General features: G+C 41.1%; 12 protein-coding genes. 2 read left to right on the top strand and 10 right to left on the bottom strand.

Annotated features, from left to right (window positions below; genetic code table 11):
• Positions 1 to 432: 432 nt before the first annotated feature.
• The 4 genes from CWD91_RS04455 to CWD91_RS04440 all read right to left on the bottom strand — a co-directional run bounded on the left by CWD91_RS04455 (position 433) and on the right by CWD91_RS04440 (position 9,090).
• The gene (locus CWD91_RS04455; RefSeq protein ID WP_103439707.1) at positions 433 to 2,775 is read right to left on the bottom strand and encodes a PSD1 and planctomycete cytochrome C domain-containing protein; all 2,343 of its coding nucleotides are present in this window, start codon (positions 2,773 to 2,775) and stop codon (positions 433 to 435) included.
• Between the two features lie 109 nt (positions 2,776 to 2,884).
• Positions 2,885 to 4,279, bottom strand: a complete 1,395-nt coding sequence (locus CWD91_RS04450; RefSeq protein WP_103439706.1) for a DUF2231 domain-containing protein — start codon at positions 4,277 to 4,279, stop codon at positions 2,885 to 2,887.
• Between the two features lie 44 nt (positions 4,280 to 4,323).
• Positions 4,324 to 5,835 carry a DUF1501 domain-containing protein gene (locus tag CWD91_RS04445; RefSeq protein ID WP_103439705.1) on the bottom strand — a complete coding sequence of 504 codons (1,512 nt, stop codon included), beginning with the start codon at positions 5,833 to 5,835 and terminating at the stop codon, positions 4,324 to 4,326.
• A 33-nt stretch (positions 5,836 to 5,868) separates the two neighbouring features.
• Entirely contained in the window at positions 5,869 to 9,090 is a 3,222-nt protein-coding gene (locus tag CWD91_RS04440; protein WP_103439704.1) for a DUF1553 domain-containing protein, read from the bottom strand.
• A 213-nt stretch (positions 9,091 to 9,303) separates the two neighbouring features.
• Here CWD91_RS04440 and CWD91_RS04435 point away from each other — a divergent pair, with 213 nt between their 5' ends.
• A complete protein-coding gene (locus CWD91_RS04435) occupies positions 9,304 to 10,173 on the top strand; it encodes a helix-turn-helix domain-containing protein (RefSeq protein WP_103439703.1) in 870 nt (289 codons plus the stop codon).
• Between the two features lie 65 nt (positions 10,174 to 10,238).
• On the opposite strand, the gene CWD91_RS04430 is transcribed toward CWD91_RS04435, so the two are convergent.
• Both CWD91_RS04430 and CWD91_RS04425 read right to left on the bottom strand, forming a co-directional pair.
• A complete protein-coding gene (locus CWD91_RS04430) occupies positions 10,239 to 10,790 on the bottom strand; it encodes a YceI family protein (RefSeq protein WP_103439702.1) in 552 nt (183 codons plus the stop codon).
• A gap of 47 nt (positions 10,791 to 10,837) precedes the next feature.
• Positions 10,838 to 11,854 carry a formylglycine-generating enzyme family protein gene (locus tag CWD91_RS04425; RefSeq protein ID WP_103439701.1) on the bottom strand — a complete coding sequence of 339 codons (1,017 nt, stop codon included), beginning with the start codon at positions 11,852 to 11,854 and terminating at the stop codon, positions 10,838 to 10,840.
• Between the two features lie 162 nt (positions 11,855 to 12,016).
• Between CWD91_RS04425 and CWD91_RS04420 the strand changes: the two genes are divergently transcribed.
• Positions 12,017 to 14,731: a M16 family metallopeptidase gene (locus CWD91_RS04420; RefSeq protein ID WP_103439700.1), complete on the top strand. Its 2,715-nt coding sequence runs from the start codon at positions 12,017 to 12,019 to the stop codon at positions 14,729 to 14,731.
• A gap of 83 nt (positions 14,732 to 14,814) precedes the next feature.
• On the opposite strand, the gene CWD91_RS04415 is transcribed toward CWD91_RS04420, so the two are convergent.
• From CWD91_RS04415 to CWD91_RS04400, 4 genes are all read right to left on the bottom strand, one after another.
• Positions 14,815 to 14,997: a CPXCG motif-containing cysteine-rich protein gene (locus tag CWD91_RS04415; protein ID WP_103439699.1), complete on the bottom strand. Its 183-nt coding sequence runs from the start codon at positions 14,995 to 14,997 to the stop codon at positions 14,815 to 14,817.
• A gap of 78 nt (positions 14,998 to 15,075) precedes the next feature.
• The gene (locus CWD91_RS04410) at positions 15,076 to 16,440 is read right to left on the bottom strand and encodes a TolC family protein (protein WP_103439698.1); all 1,365 of its coding nucleotides are present in this window, start codon (positions 16,438 to 16,440) and stop codon (positions 15,076 to 15,078) included.
• Positions 16,440 to 19,739 (bottom strand): efflux RND transporter permease subunit, encoded by a 3,300-nt coding sequence (locus CWD91_RS04405; protein WP_103439697.1) that lies wholly within the window; start codon positions 19,737 to 19,739, stop codon positions 16,440 to 16,442. The genes CWD91_RS04410 and CWD91_RS04405 overlap by 1 nt, the downstream gene beginning before the upstream one ends.
• On the bottom strand, positions 19,739 to 20,875 hold the full coding sequence (locus CWD91_RS04400) for an efflux RND transporter periplasmic adaptor subunit (protein WP_103439696.1): 1,137 nt from the start codon (positions 20,873 to 20,875) through the stop codon (positions 19,739 to 19,741). The genes CWD91_RS04405 and CWD91_RS04400 overlap by 1 nt, the downstream gene beginning before the upstream one ends.
• Between the last annotated feature and the right edge of the window lie 32 nt (positions 20,876 to 20,907).

Genomic DNA, 20,907 nt, shown 5'->3' with positions numbered 1-20,907 from the left:
AAATATGTGCATATATGTTTATATGTATGCACATATTTAAAAAATCTGTTTACCCCTAGAAACATTAAGACTATTTTCGTTCCTAGCATAGACTGTGAGGCACAATTGAATTACACGCTTGCGTATATTTTAAGATTGGAGTTGAACAAAACCCCAATCATGTTTAAATATATTACCCTAAATAACAGTATCCTATTCAAGAGAATAGTAGATATGGGAGTTGTAACTAAGAGTATAATGACCTTATCAATCTCGAGAGAAATTGATAGTACATAACTATCCATTAATGAATATAGATATTAGTATGATATGACAAAAAAAATAGCCGAAATACAAAGGGCCTTCCTTCCCAAAATTTATTCCCGAACAATTTTCATGGAAATAGCTTATCCAATCTTTTCAAATGACATATTATTATTACTTCCATAGTCCCTATTCCCTGGTAATTGTTTCATCAAGATTGTATATCACTTGAGCCGTTAACATAAGTGCTGCTGTCCTAGCTGGATCTGTTTCCAACCTTTTATATTCTCCTTGGGCAATCAATTTTTCGGCATTTTCCTGGTTGCTCATAAAATTGTTCAAGGCATCGGTATAGTATTCTTCCAAGACCTTTTTTTCATCCTCTTTAGGGTTCCTCACCAAAATTCGCTGAAAAACAGTGGTGACCCATTGCTGGGGATCATTGGTTTCTACAATAATATTTTCTGCCAATACCCTTGCTGCCTCCAACATCTGGACGTCGTTCTGAAGAGCCAGTGCCTGAAGTGGGGTATTGGTCTTCTGCCTCCTTACCTCGCAAATATCCCTATTTGGCGCATCGAAAATCGACATGCTAGGTGGTGGCAGGGTCCTTTTCCAAAGCGTGTACAGGGAGCGCCTGTACAATTTATCTCCTTCATCCTGAACATAACTGGTTAAGCCTCCTCTGTTACTTCCGGCCGTGGTCTCCTCCCACAGTCCCGGAGGCTGGTACGGTTTTACACTGGGTCCACCTATTCCTTTGTTCAACAGCCCACTTGTGGCCAGGACATAGTCCCTGATGATTTCCCCGCTCATCCTGAACCTGGGTGCCCTGGAAAGCCATTTGTTGTCCGGGTCGGCCTTTTTGGACTCCTCAGAGGCTACCGAACTTTGCTGGTAAGTGGCGGAAAGCATTATTTTTTTTAATAGATATTTAATATCCCAATTATGCTCCATAAAATCCTTTGCCAGCCAGTCCAACAATTGCGGATGGGTGGGCAGGCTCCCCTGGACACCGAAATCCTCCGAGGTTTCCACAAGCCCGTTCCCGAACAACATCCCCCAGACCCTGTTCACAAAGACCCTCGAGGTCAACGGATTGTTTTCATCGGTCATCCATTGGGCCAATCCCAATCTATTTTTTGGTAGTTTTTCGGAAAAGGGAAGTATTATTTCCGGTGCATTGGGGAACACTTCTTCTCCAGGGCTGTCATACTCGCCACGGTTGAAAATATACGTTTTTCTAGGGATGGAATCGTTCATCACCATCACCTTGACATCTTTTCCCTCAGCTTTATTAATAAAGGATAAAACGCCTTCTGTCTCCTCATCGGTAATTGTTAAAAAGGGTGCATCAGCAAAATATTCCTTTCTAAAAGCATCACCGGCCGTCTTTTGCAATCCCTTTTCATCCACCTTGTTGAAGAAGGAATAGATTTCAAAATAATCCCTTTGTGTCAACTGGTCGTATTTATGGTCATGGCATTTGGCGCATTCCAAAGTAAGACCCAAGATTCCTTTCCCCAAGGTATTGGTACGGTCCACTACATAATAGGAACGGTATTCCTCCTGTATGATTCCCCCCTCCTGAGTTATAGGGTGGTTCCTGTTGAATCCAGAGGCCAGAATCTCTTCCTTATTGGCATCCGGCAATAGATCGCCCGCGAGTTGCATGGTCAAAAACTCATCATAGGGAAGGTTGTTGTTAAAAGCGTGGATCACCCAGTCGCGCCAGGGCCACATACTCCTATAGCTGTCATCTTGATAGCCATGGGAATCAGCATATCTCGCCACATCCAACCAGACTTGGGTCATTCGTTCCCCATATGTCGGAGAAGCCAGAAACTCATCTATGGCCTGTTCCAAAATTTCCTCCGAGGTATTGGATAGATAATGTTGTACCTGTTTTGCATTTGGCGGCAAACCCGTAAGATCCAAACTCATTCTTCTGATAAGGGTGGGCTTTTCAGCTTTATGGGCGGGGGCCAAATCGTTCTCCTCCATCTTTTCCAAAATAAAGGCATCTATCTCGTTTTGGGCCCAGTCCTCCGTTTCTGTTTTTGGCAGATCCGCCTTCTTGGGCGGGATAAAGGCCCAGTGCTTTTCAAATTTGGCGCCCTGCTCTATCCATTTTTTTAACAATCTCTTTTCGTAGGAATTCAATTTCAATTGTGAATCCGCTGGAGGCATCAACTGTTTCGGGTCATCGGAGACCACGTGAAGGTAAAGCATACTGTTACCGGGTTTCCCCGCTACAACGGCATATTTGCCGGGATTCTCCGGAAGTTCCGAAAGCGCCCCTTGCTCCAGATCCAGGCGCAGGCCCGCTTTCCGCTTATTGGCATCAGGGCCGTGACAGGTATAACAATTATCCGAAAGTATAGGTTTTATATGGAAATTATAGTCCACTACCTCCGGCAGTTTCTGATTGGCATATACACCTTGGGAAGTTTTAAAAAAACCCGATTTAAACGCAAAAAGCAGGGCAACCAAGCCTAATAAAATAAATACTATTACAACTTTTTGTTTCATTAGGGAACTACTTTTGTATTTGATTAAATTTCTTAGGTGAGAAAGTCGATAAAATTTACTTTATCCCTAACCCAATATGATTTTTCGTATGCCTGACCATGCTTCAATTTTACATACCCAAAATTATTGCCGGACTATTTTCATTTGTCGCAAAACGATCTACCTCCTCCTTTGTTATGGCCGTCCCCCACGCATACACTCGCTTCAATCCCTTCATTTTGATAAAGTTTTCAAAGCTCAATGCCGTTATTTTAGTTTGATATAAATTGAGGCCAGTTATGCTTTCGTTGGCCTCTATTTCGCCAATGCCAGCATCAGTGATCGGATTTTTTTCAATCACCAGCTTTTGAAGGTTTACAAATTGACTGATGGTTTTTAAATGCTTGTCCTGGACATAGTTGTCCTTTAGGGAAAGCCATATAATATTATCCTTAATAGGAATAAGCTTTTCCAGCTTCATTTCCAATTCACTGGAATTCTTGGATGTAATTGACTGGGGGGGAAGAACAAGTTCGTACAATCCGGATTCAAAAATTAATTCCCTTAACTTAAATCCTGTGTCCTCGATATCCTTCAGTACCTCCACACTTACAGCCTGCACTTTTGGCAAGGGTATTCCACTCTTGCCCGTGGCATCTTCCAGACCCAACATTGTGGAAGCTATACTTGCTATTTCCTCAGGGGTTTCCAGATCGGCCAGCTTCACTTTAAAATTGGCATTGCCCTTATCTATCCAAAAGGCCAAAATAGATTTCTCTTCCTCGGTAAGTGGGGTCTTTCCTTCCGGAGGCATGTAATCCTCATCATGTGGATCCAACATAACGCGTCTTATCATTTCCGACTTGGTAACATCCCCGGCAATATAGGCTTCTCCGTTTTTACCTCCTTTTTTTATGGCAATGGTATCCTGAAAGGAGAGCCCACCCTTTTTCTTACTGGAATTATGGCAACTGGTGCACTTGGTTTCAAGAATAGGGTTTACCAAATAATCATAAACAGCAGCCTCCTCCAAATTGGCAATAGGTGGCAGCACTAGCTTTTCCGTTCTCCCGAAGGGAGCGTATTTTACCAAATAATCACTTCCATGGGTTAAATTACCTCCATAATGACCTGTAACACTTACCAAAACCACTACTAAGGTCAGGGCGGCCATATTGGATTTTAGGCCGTTTAATTTTGCGATATTAAGCTTGCCGGAACGTATGGCCCAAGCAAAAAAAGTTATTAAGGTTGTGGCTATTCCAAACCAAAAATGGGTGTCCAACATGCTCTTGTCATAGTCCCCGCTTAAGGAAAGCATATAGCCAAGAACACTGGCCCCCAAGGCACTTATAGCACCACCGAACAAGGCCAATGAAATGGCCATGGACAGCGTGGGGTTCTTGTTCCAACGCCCGTATAATTCCAAAATAAACGCAAAGAATAAAAAACCAATAGGCAGATGAACCACAAGTGGGTGAAATCGACCTAAAAACAATACAAAATCTGGCACACTACTATCCATTCCTAACTTTTTAAACCAATTGTAACATATTTATTCCTTTTGAATTAACTTAGGATGTCTTTCACTACATCTCCATGTACATCGGTAAGTCTAAAACGCCTTCCCTGATGTTTATAGGTCAATCTTTCATGATCTATCCCAAAAAGATGCAATAAAGTAGCCTGAAAATCATGGGTATGTACTGGATCTTTTATGATATTATACCCAAAATCATCTGTTTCACCATAGGTAAATCCGGGTTTCACCCCTGCCCCCGCCATAAACATGGTAAAAGCTTTCGGGTGGTGATCCCTTCCGTAGTTGGTATCCGTTAACTGCCCTTGGGAATATACCGTTCGTCCAAACTCTCCCCCCCAAACTACCAATGTATCCTCGAGCATACCCCGTTGCTTAAGATCTTTGATCAGTGCAGCAGTTCCCTGATCTGTATTCTTGCTCTGATGTTTTACGCCCCCTGGGCAATTGCCGTGTTGATCCCAGCCCTGATGATATAATTGCACAAATTTTACATCCTTTTCCAATAGTTTACGGGCCATTAAACAATTTGCCGCGTAAGTACCCGGGTTTCGACTATCTGGACCGTACATGTCAAAAATATAATCTGGTTCGTCGGAAGTATCCGTAACCTCGGGTACGGAAGTTTGCATCCTATAGGCCATTTCATATTGTGCTATCCTTGCATTTATTTCTGGATCCCCATAGGCATCATATGCTATCCCATTCAACTTTTTTAAATAGTCCAGCATCTGTCTACGGTCATTTCCGTCATAATTTTCAGGGTCTCCCAAATAAAGTACGGGGTCTTTTCCGGAACGGAACTGTACCCCTTGATGCTCTGTTGGCAAGAATCCATTGCCCCACAAACGGGAATACAAGGGTTGCCCCGAACCGTTTTTGGAGACTAAGGAAATAAAGGTTGGTAAATTATTATTGTCGGACCCCAGCCCGTAACTGATCCAAGATCCTATGGACGGTCTACCCGGTTGTTGGCTCCCTGTTTGAAAAAAGGTTATGGCCGGATCGTGGTTAATGGCATCGGTATGCATCCCCTTAATAAAACACAGATCATCTACCACCTCTGACAAATAAGGCATAGCATCACTGACCCAAGCCCTGGATTCCCCATACTGCTTAAAATTTAAAGTGGATGCTGCAATGGGAAAAGCCGTTTGATCCGCACTCATCCCCGTTAAACGCTGACCTGCCCTTATAGAATCCGGTAAATCCTGACCGAACATATCCTTGAGTTTGGGCTTATAATCGAACAGATCCAATTGTGAAGGGCCACCGCTTTGAAAAAGGTACACAATGCGCTTTGCCTTGGGCAAATGATGTGGCAATCCCAATTTATTTTTAGCGAAAGAATTCAAGGAATTCTGTTGATCGGCGAATGGGTCAACGGCACTCCAAACCTTCTCCGTATTCAATAAAGAACTAAGCGCAATGGCCCCAATCCCAAGTGAAGTTTTTTTAAAAAACTCCCTCCGATCCAATTGCCTTTCCAAACTTTGAAGATCCCTGTTGTTAGATCTTAATTTATCATGATGATCGCACATAGTTTCCTTTTTAATTCTAGTTTTCCCAAAACATTACCGTTTAGTGATACATGGATCAGCATTCATAATGGCATTGGCCACCACGGCATTTGCTGCTACCAATGCTTTATCATCCCCACTATTCAATTTAAATTCCCCCGTATTTAGCCATCCCTTGGCATTGTCTATGTTGGTCGAGAATTTTTTGTATTCATTCTGCTGAAGTTCCACCAATAATTGTAGCTCGTTTCCTTTGATTCTTCGTCCAGTAAGCTGTCTAAAAACATTGGAAATGGCCAATTCTATATCCTCGGTACTGCTCATAGCTTTGCCCAAAACTCTGGATGCTTCAATGTAAGTGGGATCGTTGAGCAACACCAATGCCTGCAATGGGGTATTGGTTTCCTGTCGCCTAATGGTACACACGTCACGTGCAGGGGCATCAAAAGTAGCTAAGGTAGGATGTGGCACCGAACGCTTCCAGATGGTATACATACTTCTTCTATATAGTTTATCTCCAGTATCCTCCTTATAGGTAGCATTGTTTACCCTCCACAATCCTTCTGGTTGATAAGGACTTACACTTTCCCCTCCTATGGTTTTGTTCAACAATCCTGAACTGGCCAAGGCATTATCACGCAGCATCTCTCCCGATAACCTTTTTGAAGGGCCTCTTGCCAAGAGTCTATTTTCAATATCCATTTCCATCAATTCTTCACTGACCAATGATGACTGTTGATAGGTGTGAGACATAACGATCAATTTCTGCAATGCCTTAACGTCCCATCCGGAATTCCTAAACTCCAAAGCCAACCAATCCAATAATTTCGGGTGACTGGGCATTTCACCCTGATTCCCGAAATCCTCTGAAGTCTTCACCAAGCCATTGCCAAAATAATGCTGCCAAAACCTGTTCACTGCAACTCGCGCAGTCAATGGATGGTCCTTATGAAATAACCATTTTGCAAATCCCAATCGGTTTTTTGGATAGTCTTCTGGCAGGGATAAAATAGCTTCAGGAGTATTCGGGAACACTTCTTCCCCCTTGGCGTTATAAACCCCTCTATCTAATATATAGGACGGTACCGGTTCCGGGGTCTCCTCCATGACCATTACCTCCTTTACCTTTTCCACACTATCCACATAACTCTTGCGCAGTTCGGCTAATTTACGCTGTTGCAATTTGGCTTCCTTAGAGACCATCTTCAAATAGTATTCTTGTAATAATTTTTTATCACTGCCCCCAAGGCTTGCAACCTCTTTATTTATCAAGTCAGTCAATTGGGAATCATTTGCCAATTGCATTACCTCTAAGGCAGATAAATCCCTTTTATAAACCCGTATCTCATCGACCACGGAACCCTTTATTCCTTTTCCCCTTAATCTGGCGCCCAATTGTAGACCCGGTTCATTATTGTTTCTAAAGAGGATGTCCTTGTAGAGGTTATCGATTTGTACGATGGTCTCCATCTCCTTGCCATTGACAAATAGTTTGTAGCCGTCCGCTTTGCTAGACCCATCATAGGTAATGGTGAAATGAACCCATTGGTCCCTTGGAAATACATTTTTAGCAATCTCTACAATGGCATTGTTCGGTGCTGTATGAGCCATCATCAGTTCCAACTTGTTGTCCACAATCTTAAGATGATAACCACGCCAATTGTACAATATGGCGCCATCTCCTTTATGGAAAATATTACCATTCTCTATATTCGAAGGTATATTGGCCCATAGACTTACGCTAAAGGCTTCATTACGCCCAAAAACACCGGTTTTTCTTAAATCCAACCATGTATCTCCATCCAACAGAACTCCTTTGTCCCGTTTTCCGTCCGAAAGATGTATTTTTTGCCCTTCGGTGCCCTCCCGCTTCATGGTTCCCTTTTGATTTGGATCGATGGCATTTCGTAAACTCCGATCATTGAGGTCATAGTAGGCTGTAAGTCCGTTCGAAGGGCCTTCCGACTCAATGGATCTATATTGTTTTTCGGAAAGCCATTTATCAAAATTGGTAGCTAGCTCCTTTTGTTCCACTTTTTTAATCTCCTCTTCCGTCTCCTGAACGAGTTTATTCATATAGGAAAGCACCTTTTCCTCCTCCTCAGTAGTCAACATCAAGGTGGGTACCGGTGTAGCACTGTTCCAGGAAATTTGTCCCGACTCGTTCACATTGTTGAAAAAACTGGTGAGCTCATAAAAATTCCTATGTGATATGGGATCATATTTATGATCATGACATCTGGCGCAGGCCACAGTAAGCCCCATAAATGCTTGTCCTACTGTACTAGCCCTATCCACAGCATACTCCACCAAAAACTCTTCACTTACAATACCACCCTCCATGTTTTGAGGATGAACTCGGTTAAAAGCCGTAGCCAAAATTGATTCCCGAGTTGGATTCCCAATAAGATCTCCGGCCAGTTGCCATGTTAAAAACTGCTCATAGGACATATTTTTGTTAAAGGCATCTATCACCCAATCCCTCCAAGGTGACATGTCCCGATAACGATCTACACTGTAACCGTGGGTATCGGCAAAACGGGCCAAATCCATCCAATCCAATGCCATTTGTTCGCCGTAGTGGGGCGAGTCTAACAATTTATCCACTACTTTCTCGTAGGATTCTTGCGATGGGTCCTTTATAAACGAATCCATATCCTCCAAAGTTGGTGGCAATCCTGTTAGATCCAGATACAATCTTCTCAATAATAATTCCTTGTCCGCCTTAGGGGAGAATTGTAATTTATCCTGTTCCAAGCGGGCCAGTACAAAATTATCGATAGAATTTTCTACTAGGTCCTTGCCCTTAACTTTGGGCATATCATAGGCCTTTGGTTTAATAAAGGCCCAGTGATCTTTATATTCGGCGCCCTGTTCTATCCATTTGATCAAGACTGCCTTCTCATGATCGGATAAAGTAAGATGGGAATCAGGTTCTGGCATTACAAAGTTGGGATCCTCAGAAAGAATTCTATGGAAAACTTCACTCTTATTTAGATTCCCAGGAGTCAAAGCAAACTTTCCTGGAGATTCCGATAATTCCTTAAAGGCTGTTTTAGGGTTATGCAACTGAAGATCTGCCTTTATTTTAGCCTTGTCCGGTCCATGACATATAAAACACTTATCAGAAAGGATGGGTTTAACGTGCAGATTAAAATCTATCTGCTTTGGTAATTTATCATATTGCATAGATACCAACTCGGGCAATTCGGGGCCTCTACAAGATAAAACCAATAAAACCCAAGAATAAACTAAAAGATTCTTAATAATTGCCATATAACACCATGCTATTTAATACTTTTTCAAAGATAAAATTTAAGGATTCATAATTCACATCCAAATCAGTTTAAGTATGGTACATTTCCGACATTGTCATTTTATTGTTAGATAATAATTCCTAACTTTTACACTAATTTAGGACGTTGAATCTTTATTTTTATTGAATAATTAAATTTTAATCATTACTCCAAATCCGACAAATTATTAATTATGTCTAAATTACTTCAATCTTTAAAATTAGACTTATTAAATGTAGGTTATGCAAAGTTGGACCCTCTGTGGGACTATGACGATGTTATTAGTCCGTTTCTCCGGCTTTATTACATTACCCAGGGCAGTGCCATGGTTTATCACAGCAATGAGGCCATGGAATTAAAGTCGGGACATATATACCTCATACCCAGTTATACCTTTGGCAGGTATAAATGCGATGAATACCACGAGCAATATTATATCAGCTGTTTGGAAGAGATAAAAAATGGTTATTCCATATTTAATTTTAGCAGCTTTATTTACGAGCTAGAAGCAACCCCTATGGACTTGTATTACTTTAAGCGCATATTAGCATTAAATCCCAATAGGCAGTTGGAAAACAACAACCCAAAAGTGTATGACAACAGGCCAACCTTAATGGATTTTGAAAAGAAAAACGAAGAATTGGGGCTTTCCGCATATATGGAAACCCATGCTATATTGGAGATACTCCTCTCCAGATTTATAAAGGAAGCCCATTCGCAATCCCCAAAAAGTAATGTGAAGAAGGAATTTGGAATGGTCTTAAACCACATTCACGAAAATCTGCACAAAAATTTAACGGTAAAACAACTGGCACACTTTTGCCACTTGAACACCGATTATTTTTCCAGGGTTTTCAATGAAAATTTTGGCATGCGTCCCAACAAATATATACAGTCCAAACGTATTGAACGGGCAAAACTACTCTTACTTTCAACAAATAATTCCCTTAAACAAATTGCGGAAAAAGTGGGATTGGAGAATCTGTCCTATTTTGCAAGAATCTTTAAGAATCACACTGGGAAAACTCCAGGAAGTTTCCGGGAAGAACAGTTGAAGAAATAAGGGCTGCCTACAACAATTGAATAGTACACCATCCCTGGCTTAAAGCCACTACAACCAAGACAGCACTATCCCTTGGTAAAAACCAAATCAAAATCGATAGTGACATTATCGCCAACTATAATCTGTCCAAACATTGCTGTTGGCGGTTCCATGTTAAAATCTTGCAACCTTATTTCTTTGTTACCTTTAAAAACATAATTCCCACCTACTTCTTCGAATTTCGATGTAATGTCCACTTCTTTTTCAGCTCCAGCAATACTGAGCATGCCCACAATATGAAAAGAATTTTCCATACCAGCGTCCTTCTTTATTTCTTGAAATTTAAAAGATACTTCTGGATGTTCTTCCATCTTTAGGGCAGCATGCATTTTCTTGTCCATAGCTGCACCACGTTCACTTTTTATTTGAGCTACCTCAACCTGGAACAGCAAATTTATAAGTGCCCCAGCATCCATTTTAATAGATCCCTTCATTGAATTGGCCGTCACCGTCCAATCATGAATTGAAGAACTACCATTAATTTTTAGGACACTTTCCTTGGCCAAGGTGTAAGATTCTTGTGCATAGCCAGCAAAAACGAGGAATAATAATGCTATTAAGGACAGTCTATTTTTCATCTGTTAAATTTATTGTTCTAATTACAAAGTGCTTTATTAGGATTTACCTACTCATCCAATACGGTCTGCCAAAACTGTTTTTGTTCCTCCTTTGAGGGTTGTACTTTTGGACTCACCAATCTAAACCCAATAAAGTTGGAATCGGTGTTCCACCAAAAGCTTTTTGGAATCTGTGGGTCCCTCTTTTGCAATTTTAAGCTGGATGCGATTCTCGCGGAAGACCTCAGTGTCTTTGCATCATCGTCCCATGAACCACCTTTGATCACTCGCGGGTGAATTACGGTCGGTTTTACCCAAGGGTTCTTGGATTCGGTAATGGCAAAGGCATTTTCTTTATACTCATCCAGGGTCCATTCGGAGACATTACCGTGCATGTCATATAGTCCCCAAGGGTTGGGCATTTTGGTTCCCACCTTGGCATACTGATTATTGGAGTTTTTATAATACACAGCATATTCGTCCAATTTTGTAAGATCATCTCCAAAGGAATAAGCGGTATTGGTCCCGGCCTTGGCGGCATACTCCCATTCCGCTTCTGTTGGCAATCTATAAAACCTGCCCGTAACGGTACTTAACCACTTACAGAATACTAAAGCGGAATAAGCGGACATACTTATTGCCGGATAACCAACCTTGCCCATACCATAGGAAGGATCCTCATAAGGAGGACTAGGCCTCGTAATGGCATCTATATTATTTAACTTATCGGCGTCCAAGGTCTGGAACAATTCTTTGTTTTGTTTAAAGAACAACTCAAAAACCTCCCAACCAAGTTCATATTTGCCCATATAAAAGGCGTCCAACTCAACGTCTTTCAATGGGCCTTCATCAGCCTTTCTATTGACTTGGCTCTCTGGACTTCCCATGGTAAATTTCCCTTGGGGAATCAGCACCATTTCAAAGGAAATATCCGTGACCGGAATATTTTCTGTAAATACTTCTGCAGTATGTGTTTGTTTATCGGGCCCAGCTGTAACTGCTTTTCCTGACTTACAAGATCCCAAGGAAATTAGCAAAAAGGCAGCTAAGAGAAAATTAAATACTCTGGAGGTAATTCTAAGCATTGATAATATCAGTTTAGGTTGATCGCATAAAAATATTACTATTTTTTAAAAGAGCCATCCCAAAGTCTTATTTATAACTACAAAACTCAAAATTTCTACGGTTTTAACTCCTAAAACACCCTGTAATTTTTGTATTATTGAACAACATAAAATTACAATAGCATGAAAAAGAAAATCTTATCGCTTATTTGGATCGGGTTAATAATTAGCGGTATATCCTATGGACAATTAAAGAAAGTTGCTTCGGTAGAAGGAATAACCGAATATAGAATGGATAACGGACTTAAAGTGCTTCTATTCCCGGACAATTCTTCACAGACCATCACGGTTAACATCACCTATCTTGTAGGATCTAGACACGAAGGTTACGGAGAAAAGGGAATGGCCCATTTATTGGAGCACATGGTTTTCAAAGGCACCCCTAACCATCCTGACATCCCCAAAGAGTTAAGCTCCCATGGAGCCAGACCAAACGGCACAACTTGGTTTGATAGAACCAACTATTTTGAAACCTTTAATGCAACCGATGAAAACCTGGATTGGGCTTTGGACCTGGAAGCCGATCGAATGGTGAATTCCTATATTGCCAAAAAAGACCTGGATTCGGAATTCAGTGTGGTCCGCAATGAATTTGAAAGTGGGGAAAACGATCCCTCCAGGGTACTTATGCAGAAGGTAATCAGTGCAGCTTATCTATGGCATAACTACGGCAATAGCACCATTGGAAACAGGTCCGACATTGAACGTGTTCCCATTGATAATCTTAAGGCCTTTTATAAAAAATTCTACCGTCCGGACAATGCCATTCTAATGGTCACCGGCAAGTTCGACGAAAATAAAACATTGGCCCTTATTGAAAAGAAGTTTGGTGAAATTGAGAAACCCGCTATTCCAATAAGAGATTCGTATACCGAAGAACCTGCGCAGGATGGGGAAAAGACCGTACATCTCAACCGTGTTGGCGATCTGCAAATCGTTGCTGCCATGTACCATACCCCAGCGGGCTCCCATGAGGATTATGCCGCCATATCCATAATAGAAAATGCCTTGGCGGATGAACCTTCGGGCCGACTCTATAAGGCACTGGTCGAAACCAATAAGGCTTCTTCCATATGGTCTTTTTCGCCTTTTACCAAGGAGCCAGGTTTTTTATATATTAATGTAGATGTGCCATCGGATAAGAATGCGGACGAAGCTGAAAAAGTACTAAGAGAAACTTTGGACGCCATAAAAACTACACCCATTACCCAGGATGAATTAGATCGTGCCAAGGCCAATCTATTAAAGCAAACAGATCAAATTCTTAGAAACTCATCCTATTTAGGGACTTATATGAGCGAATTTATCGGGGCAGGCGATTGGCGATTGGCATTTATTCAACGGGATAGAATTGAAAATGCTAGCCTGGAAAAAGTAAATGAGGTCGCCAAAAAATACTTGATCAACACGAATAGAACCGTTGGCAGATTTAATCCTACCAAACAACCTGAAAGAGCAGAGATAGAGCATACTCAAAATCTGGATGCCTTGGTAGCCGAATACAAGGGAAAAGAAGATATGGGCACAGGTGAAGCCTTCGATGTTTCCTATGATGCCATTCAATCCAGATTGGATATGGGCAAGCTTTCCAACGGAATTGAGTATGGAATTATCAAAAAGGGTAATCGAGGCAAAACAGTAAGGGTTAGTTTTAGCACTAGAAATGGCAACGCAGAATCCTTGACCAACAAAGGCGTTGTTCCGTCCTTTACGGCCAGTATGCTGAACAAGGGTACCCTCGCCAAAAAAAGGCAACAGATAGAGGACGAATTGAGCAAATTAAAATCTTCGATATCCTTTAGAGCCAGTAACGGTAATGTTTATGCCAATGTCATTTCCACCGAAGAAAACCTCATGGCTACCTTGGCCTTAATGACCGAAATGCTAAAAAGCCCATCCTTTGAGGCAGCGGAATTGGAGAAATTAAAAACCGAATCCTTGGCTTATCTGGAAAGTAATAAGACAGAACCACAATTTTTGGCTTCCAAAAGATTGTCCGAAATAAATAACACCTTTCCTAAAGGCCACCCCTTATACTCCATGTCCGTGGAAGAGGAAGAAGCTGCCATTAAAGCAACAAACATTGAAGACATAAGGAAGTTTCATAAAGATTTCTACGGCCTGGGCAAGTCTATTTTGGTAAGCATAGGGGATATGCAACCCATGCAGCTAAAAACCTATATGGAAAAAGAATTTGCAAACTACAAGAGTAAAAAAGCCTACGAGCGAATTAAGGATCCCTTTAGTGATTCTAGGGATATTAACGAGGACATACTTACCCCTGACAAAAAAAATGCAATGACCCTTGGAAACCTGAATATTAACATTAGTCAGGACGATGAGGATTATGCTGCATTGAACATGGCGGCTACCATATTGGGTGGTGGTTTTCTAAATTCAAGGATTGCCGATAGGTTGCGACAGAAGGATGGTGTTAGTTATGGTGCAGGTGCTGGATTCCAAGCCGATTTCAATGCCGATGACCAAAATTCGGCCATGTACATATACGCCATTTATGCACCTGAGAACTATACCAAGGTACAACAGGGATTTATGGAGGAATTGGAGCGTTTTATAAAAGACGGTATTACCGAGGAAGAATTGAAGAATGCCGTAAACGGTTGGATTCAGGAGGAAAATGTTTCCAGAGCCAAAGATGCCGAACTAGCTGGCCTAATAAACAACAACATTTATTATAACCGCACCATGGACTTCCAAAAAACTTTGGAAGAAAAGGTGAAAAATTTGACCGTAAACGACGTAAACAAGGCCATCACAAAATATATTAAACCTTATAAAAATTGGACAGTGATAAACGCTGGGGATTTTAAGAAATAAATCTAACCCAATACCCCTTTAGACCAAAAAACAGCCTAAAAGTAGTTATTTTAGGCTGTTTTTTATTGATACATAGTTAACTCTTATTGGCCAAGATCCATTGCGTCAAACCCAATAAGCTCCCCATCATTGAAAACCGGGGAAACCGATATGGGATTACAACAAACCTCACAATCTTCCACATAAGTCTGCCTTGTTATGGACGGGTCCAATAACATAGATATTTCTTCCCAACAATAGGGACATTGAAAGAAATGTTCGTACATGGGCCAGTTGTTTAATTACTTAATCCTAGTAGCTACAAAAACTAGCTTTCTTCCCATAGGACCGGAGACGCAGCACCTCTAGAATTCCACGGATAACAACTGCCCCGTTAATTGTAACAGTTGCAATTCTGCCAATTTGGCGTCGTATTTGGCCAAATTCTTATTGGTCTGTGCATTCAGCAGGTTTATTTGGGCCTGCCTAAATTCTATGGATGTTATCCTTCCCAATTGAAACTGTTCCTTGGAACGTTCAAAATTATTCTGATTGGTAAGCACATTCTGTTCCTGAATTTTAAATATCTGCAACCTATTTTCATAGATTCCCAGGGCGTTTAAAATATCCCTGTCAACTTCAAGTGTTACCTGTTCCTTGAACAGTTCTTGATTTTCATAGGCTATTTTAGCATTTTTTACCCTCACTGTTGTCCCGCCACCATCGAATAAATTCCATGTGAGGTTGGCGCCCAATGCTAGATTTAAACTATTCCTATTGCTTCCAGGAATAATTTGTCCAGGGAGAAATGAAGTTGCCGCACTTTGGTTTAAATTCCAACCGTAGGAACCAGTCAACCCTAAGGTTGGCAAATATCCCGATCTGTTCACTTTAACATCGTACTCGTTTATAGCCAAATTCCTATCGCTCTGAAGTATGGCTATATTGTTTTCTTTTGATTGGGCAATATAATCCTCCAACTGTAATTTTGGGATAAAACCCACCAAGGTATCCACCACAAAGGTTTCATTGAGGTTTTGATTTAGCACTACATTTAAATCCCGCTTGGTATTGGCCAAGTTCTGTTGCACGTTCATTAAACTAATGCTGTCGTTGGTTACATCTACCTGCGCATTAAGGATGTCCAATTTTGTGTTTTGGCCATATTCAAAAGAATATTCAGCTCTTTTAATCCTGTCCTTGGAGATTTCCAGGGCCTGCCGCAACACATTCTCATTTTCGGTCAACCTAGCAATTTCGTAATAGACACTAAATAGCTGAAGAACGGTATTCTCAATTGTTTCCCTGGCTTGCAGCTCTGTTAACTGATACTGTTCTTTTAAACGTCTAAAATTGTAAAGCCTGCCCATTCCGTCGAAGAGGGTATAGTTTAAACTAAGTGCTGCATTATACACTTGTGACTCTGCATTTTTAATTTCCAGATCCTGTCTGGGATCTCCATTGGATTCAAATTGTCCAGGATACTCTGTAGTACTATTGAAATCGTTATAAGTGGCTCCGGCCGTTCCAGTAAGTCGGGGCAAATAACCCGAGTTCAAGATGCCCGAGTTATTGTCGGCTATGGCCAATTGATTCTTGGCTACCTTAATGCCAAAATTGTTTTCCAAGGCCAATGACACTGCAGCATCCTTGGACAATAATTTATCTTGTGCGCTTAAATCCCCACAAATTCCCATTAGTAAGGCTGCAATTAAATATCTATATCCCATTATTTATTGTCTTCCAATTCGTTAGATATTACAATTTCATCCTCTAACGATGTTGTAAATTCAGGTGACTGGCCATTCTGCTCATGTTTTTCAAAATTTTGCATATGACTTTCTTCCTCTTGTTCCTTTATGGCCCTTTCCACCTCCTCTTTGGTCACTTTTTTACCGGTAAGCAACCATTTGGAACCTACTTTAATCTTGTTGCTAAATGCTAGGAAAAGTGGCAACATCAATAAGGTCAGAACCGTTGCATATCCAATACCATAAGCAATGGATATAGCCATAGGCTTAAGGAATTGGGCCTGACGGCTTTTTTCCATTAGCAAGGGAGCCAATCCTGCAATAGTGGTTATGGAGGTTAAAAATATAGCTCTAAATCTCGATTTACCAGCCTCGTAAATGGCGTCATCAAATTTCATTCCCTCCCTCAGATTGCCATTAAATTTCCCAATAAGCACCAAACCGTCATTCACCATTATACCTATAAGGGCTATTATTCCCAACATGGATAAAACGTTAATGGGGAAATCGTGAATCCAATGGCCCCATGCAACAGCAGTGATACTAAAAGGAACTAGAACAATTAACATTAGGGGTTGACTAAAACTTCGGAAGGTAAAGGCTATGGTAATATAGATCAACATCAAAACAGTAAGCCCAACAAATTTTAGTGACCCAAACAGTTTATTGGTTTCTCTGTTCTGTCCTTCATAGGAGGCAGTTACCGTGGGATATTTAGAATGGATATCTGGCATTATTACAGTCCTAATATCATTCATTATATCTGTGGCACTGGTTGTCTTCTCATCCTTAATATCTGCAGAGACTTGAATTTCACGCTGCCCTTCCAAATGGTTAATGGCAACATCTCCCCGCTCTATGACGTATGTGGCAATTTCCTTTAGAGGCACCTTACTTCCGTTTGGAGTGGTAATCCTCATATCGTCCAAATCATTGATAGACGAACGACTGGCACGGTCATACCTGACCCACACCCGTATTTCGTCCTGGCCACGTTGAAATCGCTGCGCCTGTGCTCCAAAAAAACCGGCTCGAACCTGATTCATTACGCTTCTTAGGTCCAACCCCATTAAATAGGCATTTTCCTTCAGTTCCAACCGTATTTCTTTTATTCCTGCAGGATCATTGTCTGCCACATCCTTTAACAAGGCATTATTTTCCAAAATGGCCTTAAGCTCTTTTTTTGCTGCTTTTAGTTCCTCTATATTATTTCCCAGCAGTGAGACAGAAACGGGGCTACCCCCAAAATTGCCCCCAGAGCCATAAATAAGGCTTTCCACGCCAATAACCGGACCCACCAATTCCCGTAATCTGTTGGTTATCAAATCCGAAATTATTGCATCGGGCCGCTCTTCCCCTGGCAAGAGATTTATATCCAATGAAGCTGTAGAGGATCCCGGCCCTACTTTTCTTATCATGTTTTCAAACAGCTGTTTGCCAGTGCCCTTTAAATATTTTTCGCTAAGCTCTTGATCCACAATTTTTGCCTTTTCCTCTATCAATCTGATAATTGAATCGGTTACCCTTTCATTTGTCCCATTGGGCATTAGCAAATCTACAGATACCCTATCACTGGCCACCCGTGGAAAAAAGGCAGTTCGGATGATACCCCCACCAATGGAGCCAAAACTTAAAAACAGTAGCATTACAAATATGGAAAACATCAGCAATTTATAGCGAAGAGAAAATCGCAATAAGGGACCATATAACTTATCGCGCATCCACACCATAAAACTATCGCCCCACTCGTTAATCACCCTTAATTTTGCAAAAATCTTTGCCAATCCTTTTTTGGGCTTATTATCCATGGGCTGCAGTGCCTTTGAATGGGCCAAATGCGCCGGTAATATGATAAGGGCCTCTACCAAGGAAACCACCAGGGTAAGTATTACGATCACTGAAACCTCCCCAAAAAATTCACCGATCCTACTATCCAAGAAAAGGAAAATTGAAAAAGCCAAAATCGTGGTAATAATAGCTGATATTATTGGAGGCAACACCTCCATAACACCGTCGACCGCTGCCTGTATAGGGGGTTTGCCTTTTTCGTAGTTCTGATAAATATTTTCGGCAATTACAATACCGTCATCCACCAGAATCCCAATAACGATAATCATTCCAAAAAGCGACAAAACATTAATGGTTACATCAAAGAACCCCGCAAAGACGAACATTCCCAAAAAAGCCACTGGCAATCCGAATGCCACCCAAAATGCCAGGCGTGTGTTAAGAAATAAGGAAAGAAAAATAAGCACCAAAATCATTCCCATTATAGCATTTTCCGTCAACAGTTGGGTCCGTTGGTTCAATGTGACCGATTGATCACTTACAACACTTAATTGTACATTGTTATGTTTCTGGTTATATTCTTCAATATAGGCCTTGACCATTTCAGATGAGGTTATAAGATCCTCCGTATTGGTACTGGTGATAGAAACGCTTACAGCAAGATTCCCATTAAAATATGTAGTGTTGGGAGTTTCTGAAAACCGATCCCGAAGTTCGGCCACATCTTTTAAACGTACCGTTTGCCCTGAAGAATTTGCCCTTACCACTAAATTGGATAACTCGCTTCCATAATACGACCGATTATTGGCCCTAATCAGAAACTCTTCTGCATTGGTCTTTATATTACCCCCCGTAACCAAAATATTAGCGTTGGAGACCGCCTGCGCCACCTCTTCAAACGAAACATTATAGGCCAAAAGATTATTTTCGTTCACGGCAATCTCTATTTCCTCTGCCGGGTATCCTGTTATACTTATTTGGGAAATACCCTCCATGGCCCTTATATCATTCTCTATCTGCCTACCGATTTGTTTTAAGGCCGATAAACTTATATTTTCACCGCTTATGGCAAAACTAATAGTTTGCCTCACGGTCTCCAGTTTGGAGACCACCAACGGCTCCATACCTGTTGGAAATGAAGGCACCCTGTCTACGGCATTTTTTACTTCCAAGAGCATAAAATCTATATCCCTGCCCTTCTCGATCTCCACATTAATAATACCACTATTTTCCCTTGAAGTGGAAGTAACCCTGTCTACCCCTTCCAGACCTTTTAGGTTATCCTCTATCTTGAGTACAATACCCTCTTCCACCTCTTGGGGAGAAGCACCTGGATAGGTAACATTTATAGTGATGTTCTTGGAGTCTGTTAATGGAAAATATGACGATTTAAGTGAAAGTGCCCCAACGATACCAAAAATAAGGAAAGCCACAATTATTACATTTACGGCTACATGGTACTTAATAAAATAGGCTATAATATTCCTCATTATTTTTGATTGTTGGTTTCTTGATCTTTAAATACTTTCACCAACATTCCGGAATAGGCCCCCATTACCGGTTTGGATAAAATCGTCAAGCCATTCGGGACATCTTTGAGCACTACCTTATTATTCGAAAAATAGACAGGGTTAACCGGTATCAAATCCAAAACCGAGTCCCTAACAATAAAAATTTGGTCGTTCTCCAATAGCAAACTTCTGTTTATTTCAATAGCATCAACCTCTTCCCTTGCGGTGAGATTGGCCTCTAGGTACATTCCTTCCCTAAGGTCCGGGTCTTTGACTTCAATAAAGGCCGTTATGGTTTGGGAAGTTAAATCTACACGCCCATTGATTCTGGCAACTTTTCCTTTGTAGGTTTTGGCCTGGTCTATACTTTTCAGCTCAACCACTTCACCTACCTTTAGTAAATCACTGTAGGTCTTGCTTATCGCAACTTCCAGCTCATAATCATTGGTATTGATAAATTCCCCCAATTTTTGACCGGAACGAACCAAGGTGCCTTCTGTGACCAGGGCCTCTGTAAGTACTCCGGTAAAAGGTGCCGCTATAGCATATTTGGCCAAACGTTGTTCCAAATTCTTTGTGGAATAGTAATTGGTCAAAATACCTCTTCCGGATATAAAATATTTCTCCTTTTCCGTGGACATTTCCGGGAGAGGGGGTATACTTTTATTTATGTCAAAATTGGCAAGAAATGTTTGCCATTTACCAAATACCTCCGGATAGTCCAAACGAAGGTCTGGCATTATGGAGGTTATTAAATTGTATAAATTACTTTTGGAAGATTGGACATTGGCATAATATTCGGCAGCATCAATTTGAATCAACATTTCCCCAGCCCTAAATTCCTGCCCCGGTTTAAACAATTTTTTACCTGGCTTAAAAACCCCTTGTACCTCTGCGTAGAGTTCCACCCTTCTTTTGGCCACAAGATTTCCGTTTGCGGGAACAATAATCGGGACATTACCATTTATGACAGTTTCAACAACGACCGTTTTTACCACTTTTTCTGGTCGCGGCTTTGGGGTATTTTTACTGTTGATAATATATTTTGCGCCAAAAATGGAGCCTATTATAAGGACGACCCCAACAATAGATAAAACAATTTTTCTTGAATTCATAAAAGGGCTGTAAGTTGGTTTGACTGCAAAAC

The sequence above is a fragment of the Arenibacter hampyeongensis genome, assembly GCF_002909255.1.
In the GTDB taxonomy this organism is placed as follows: domain Bacteria; phylum Bacteroidota; class Bacteroidia; order Flavobacteriales; family Flavobacteriaceae; genus Arenibacter; species Arenibacter hampyeongensis.
This window is presented reverse-complemented; position numbering and strand designations above follow the sequence as displayed.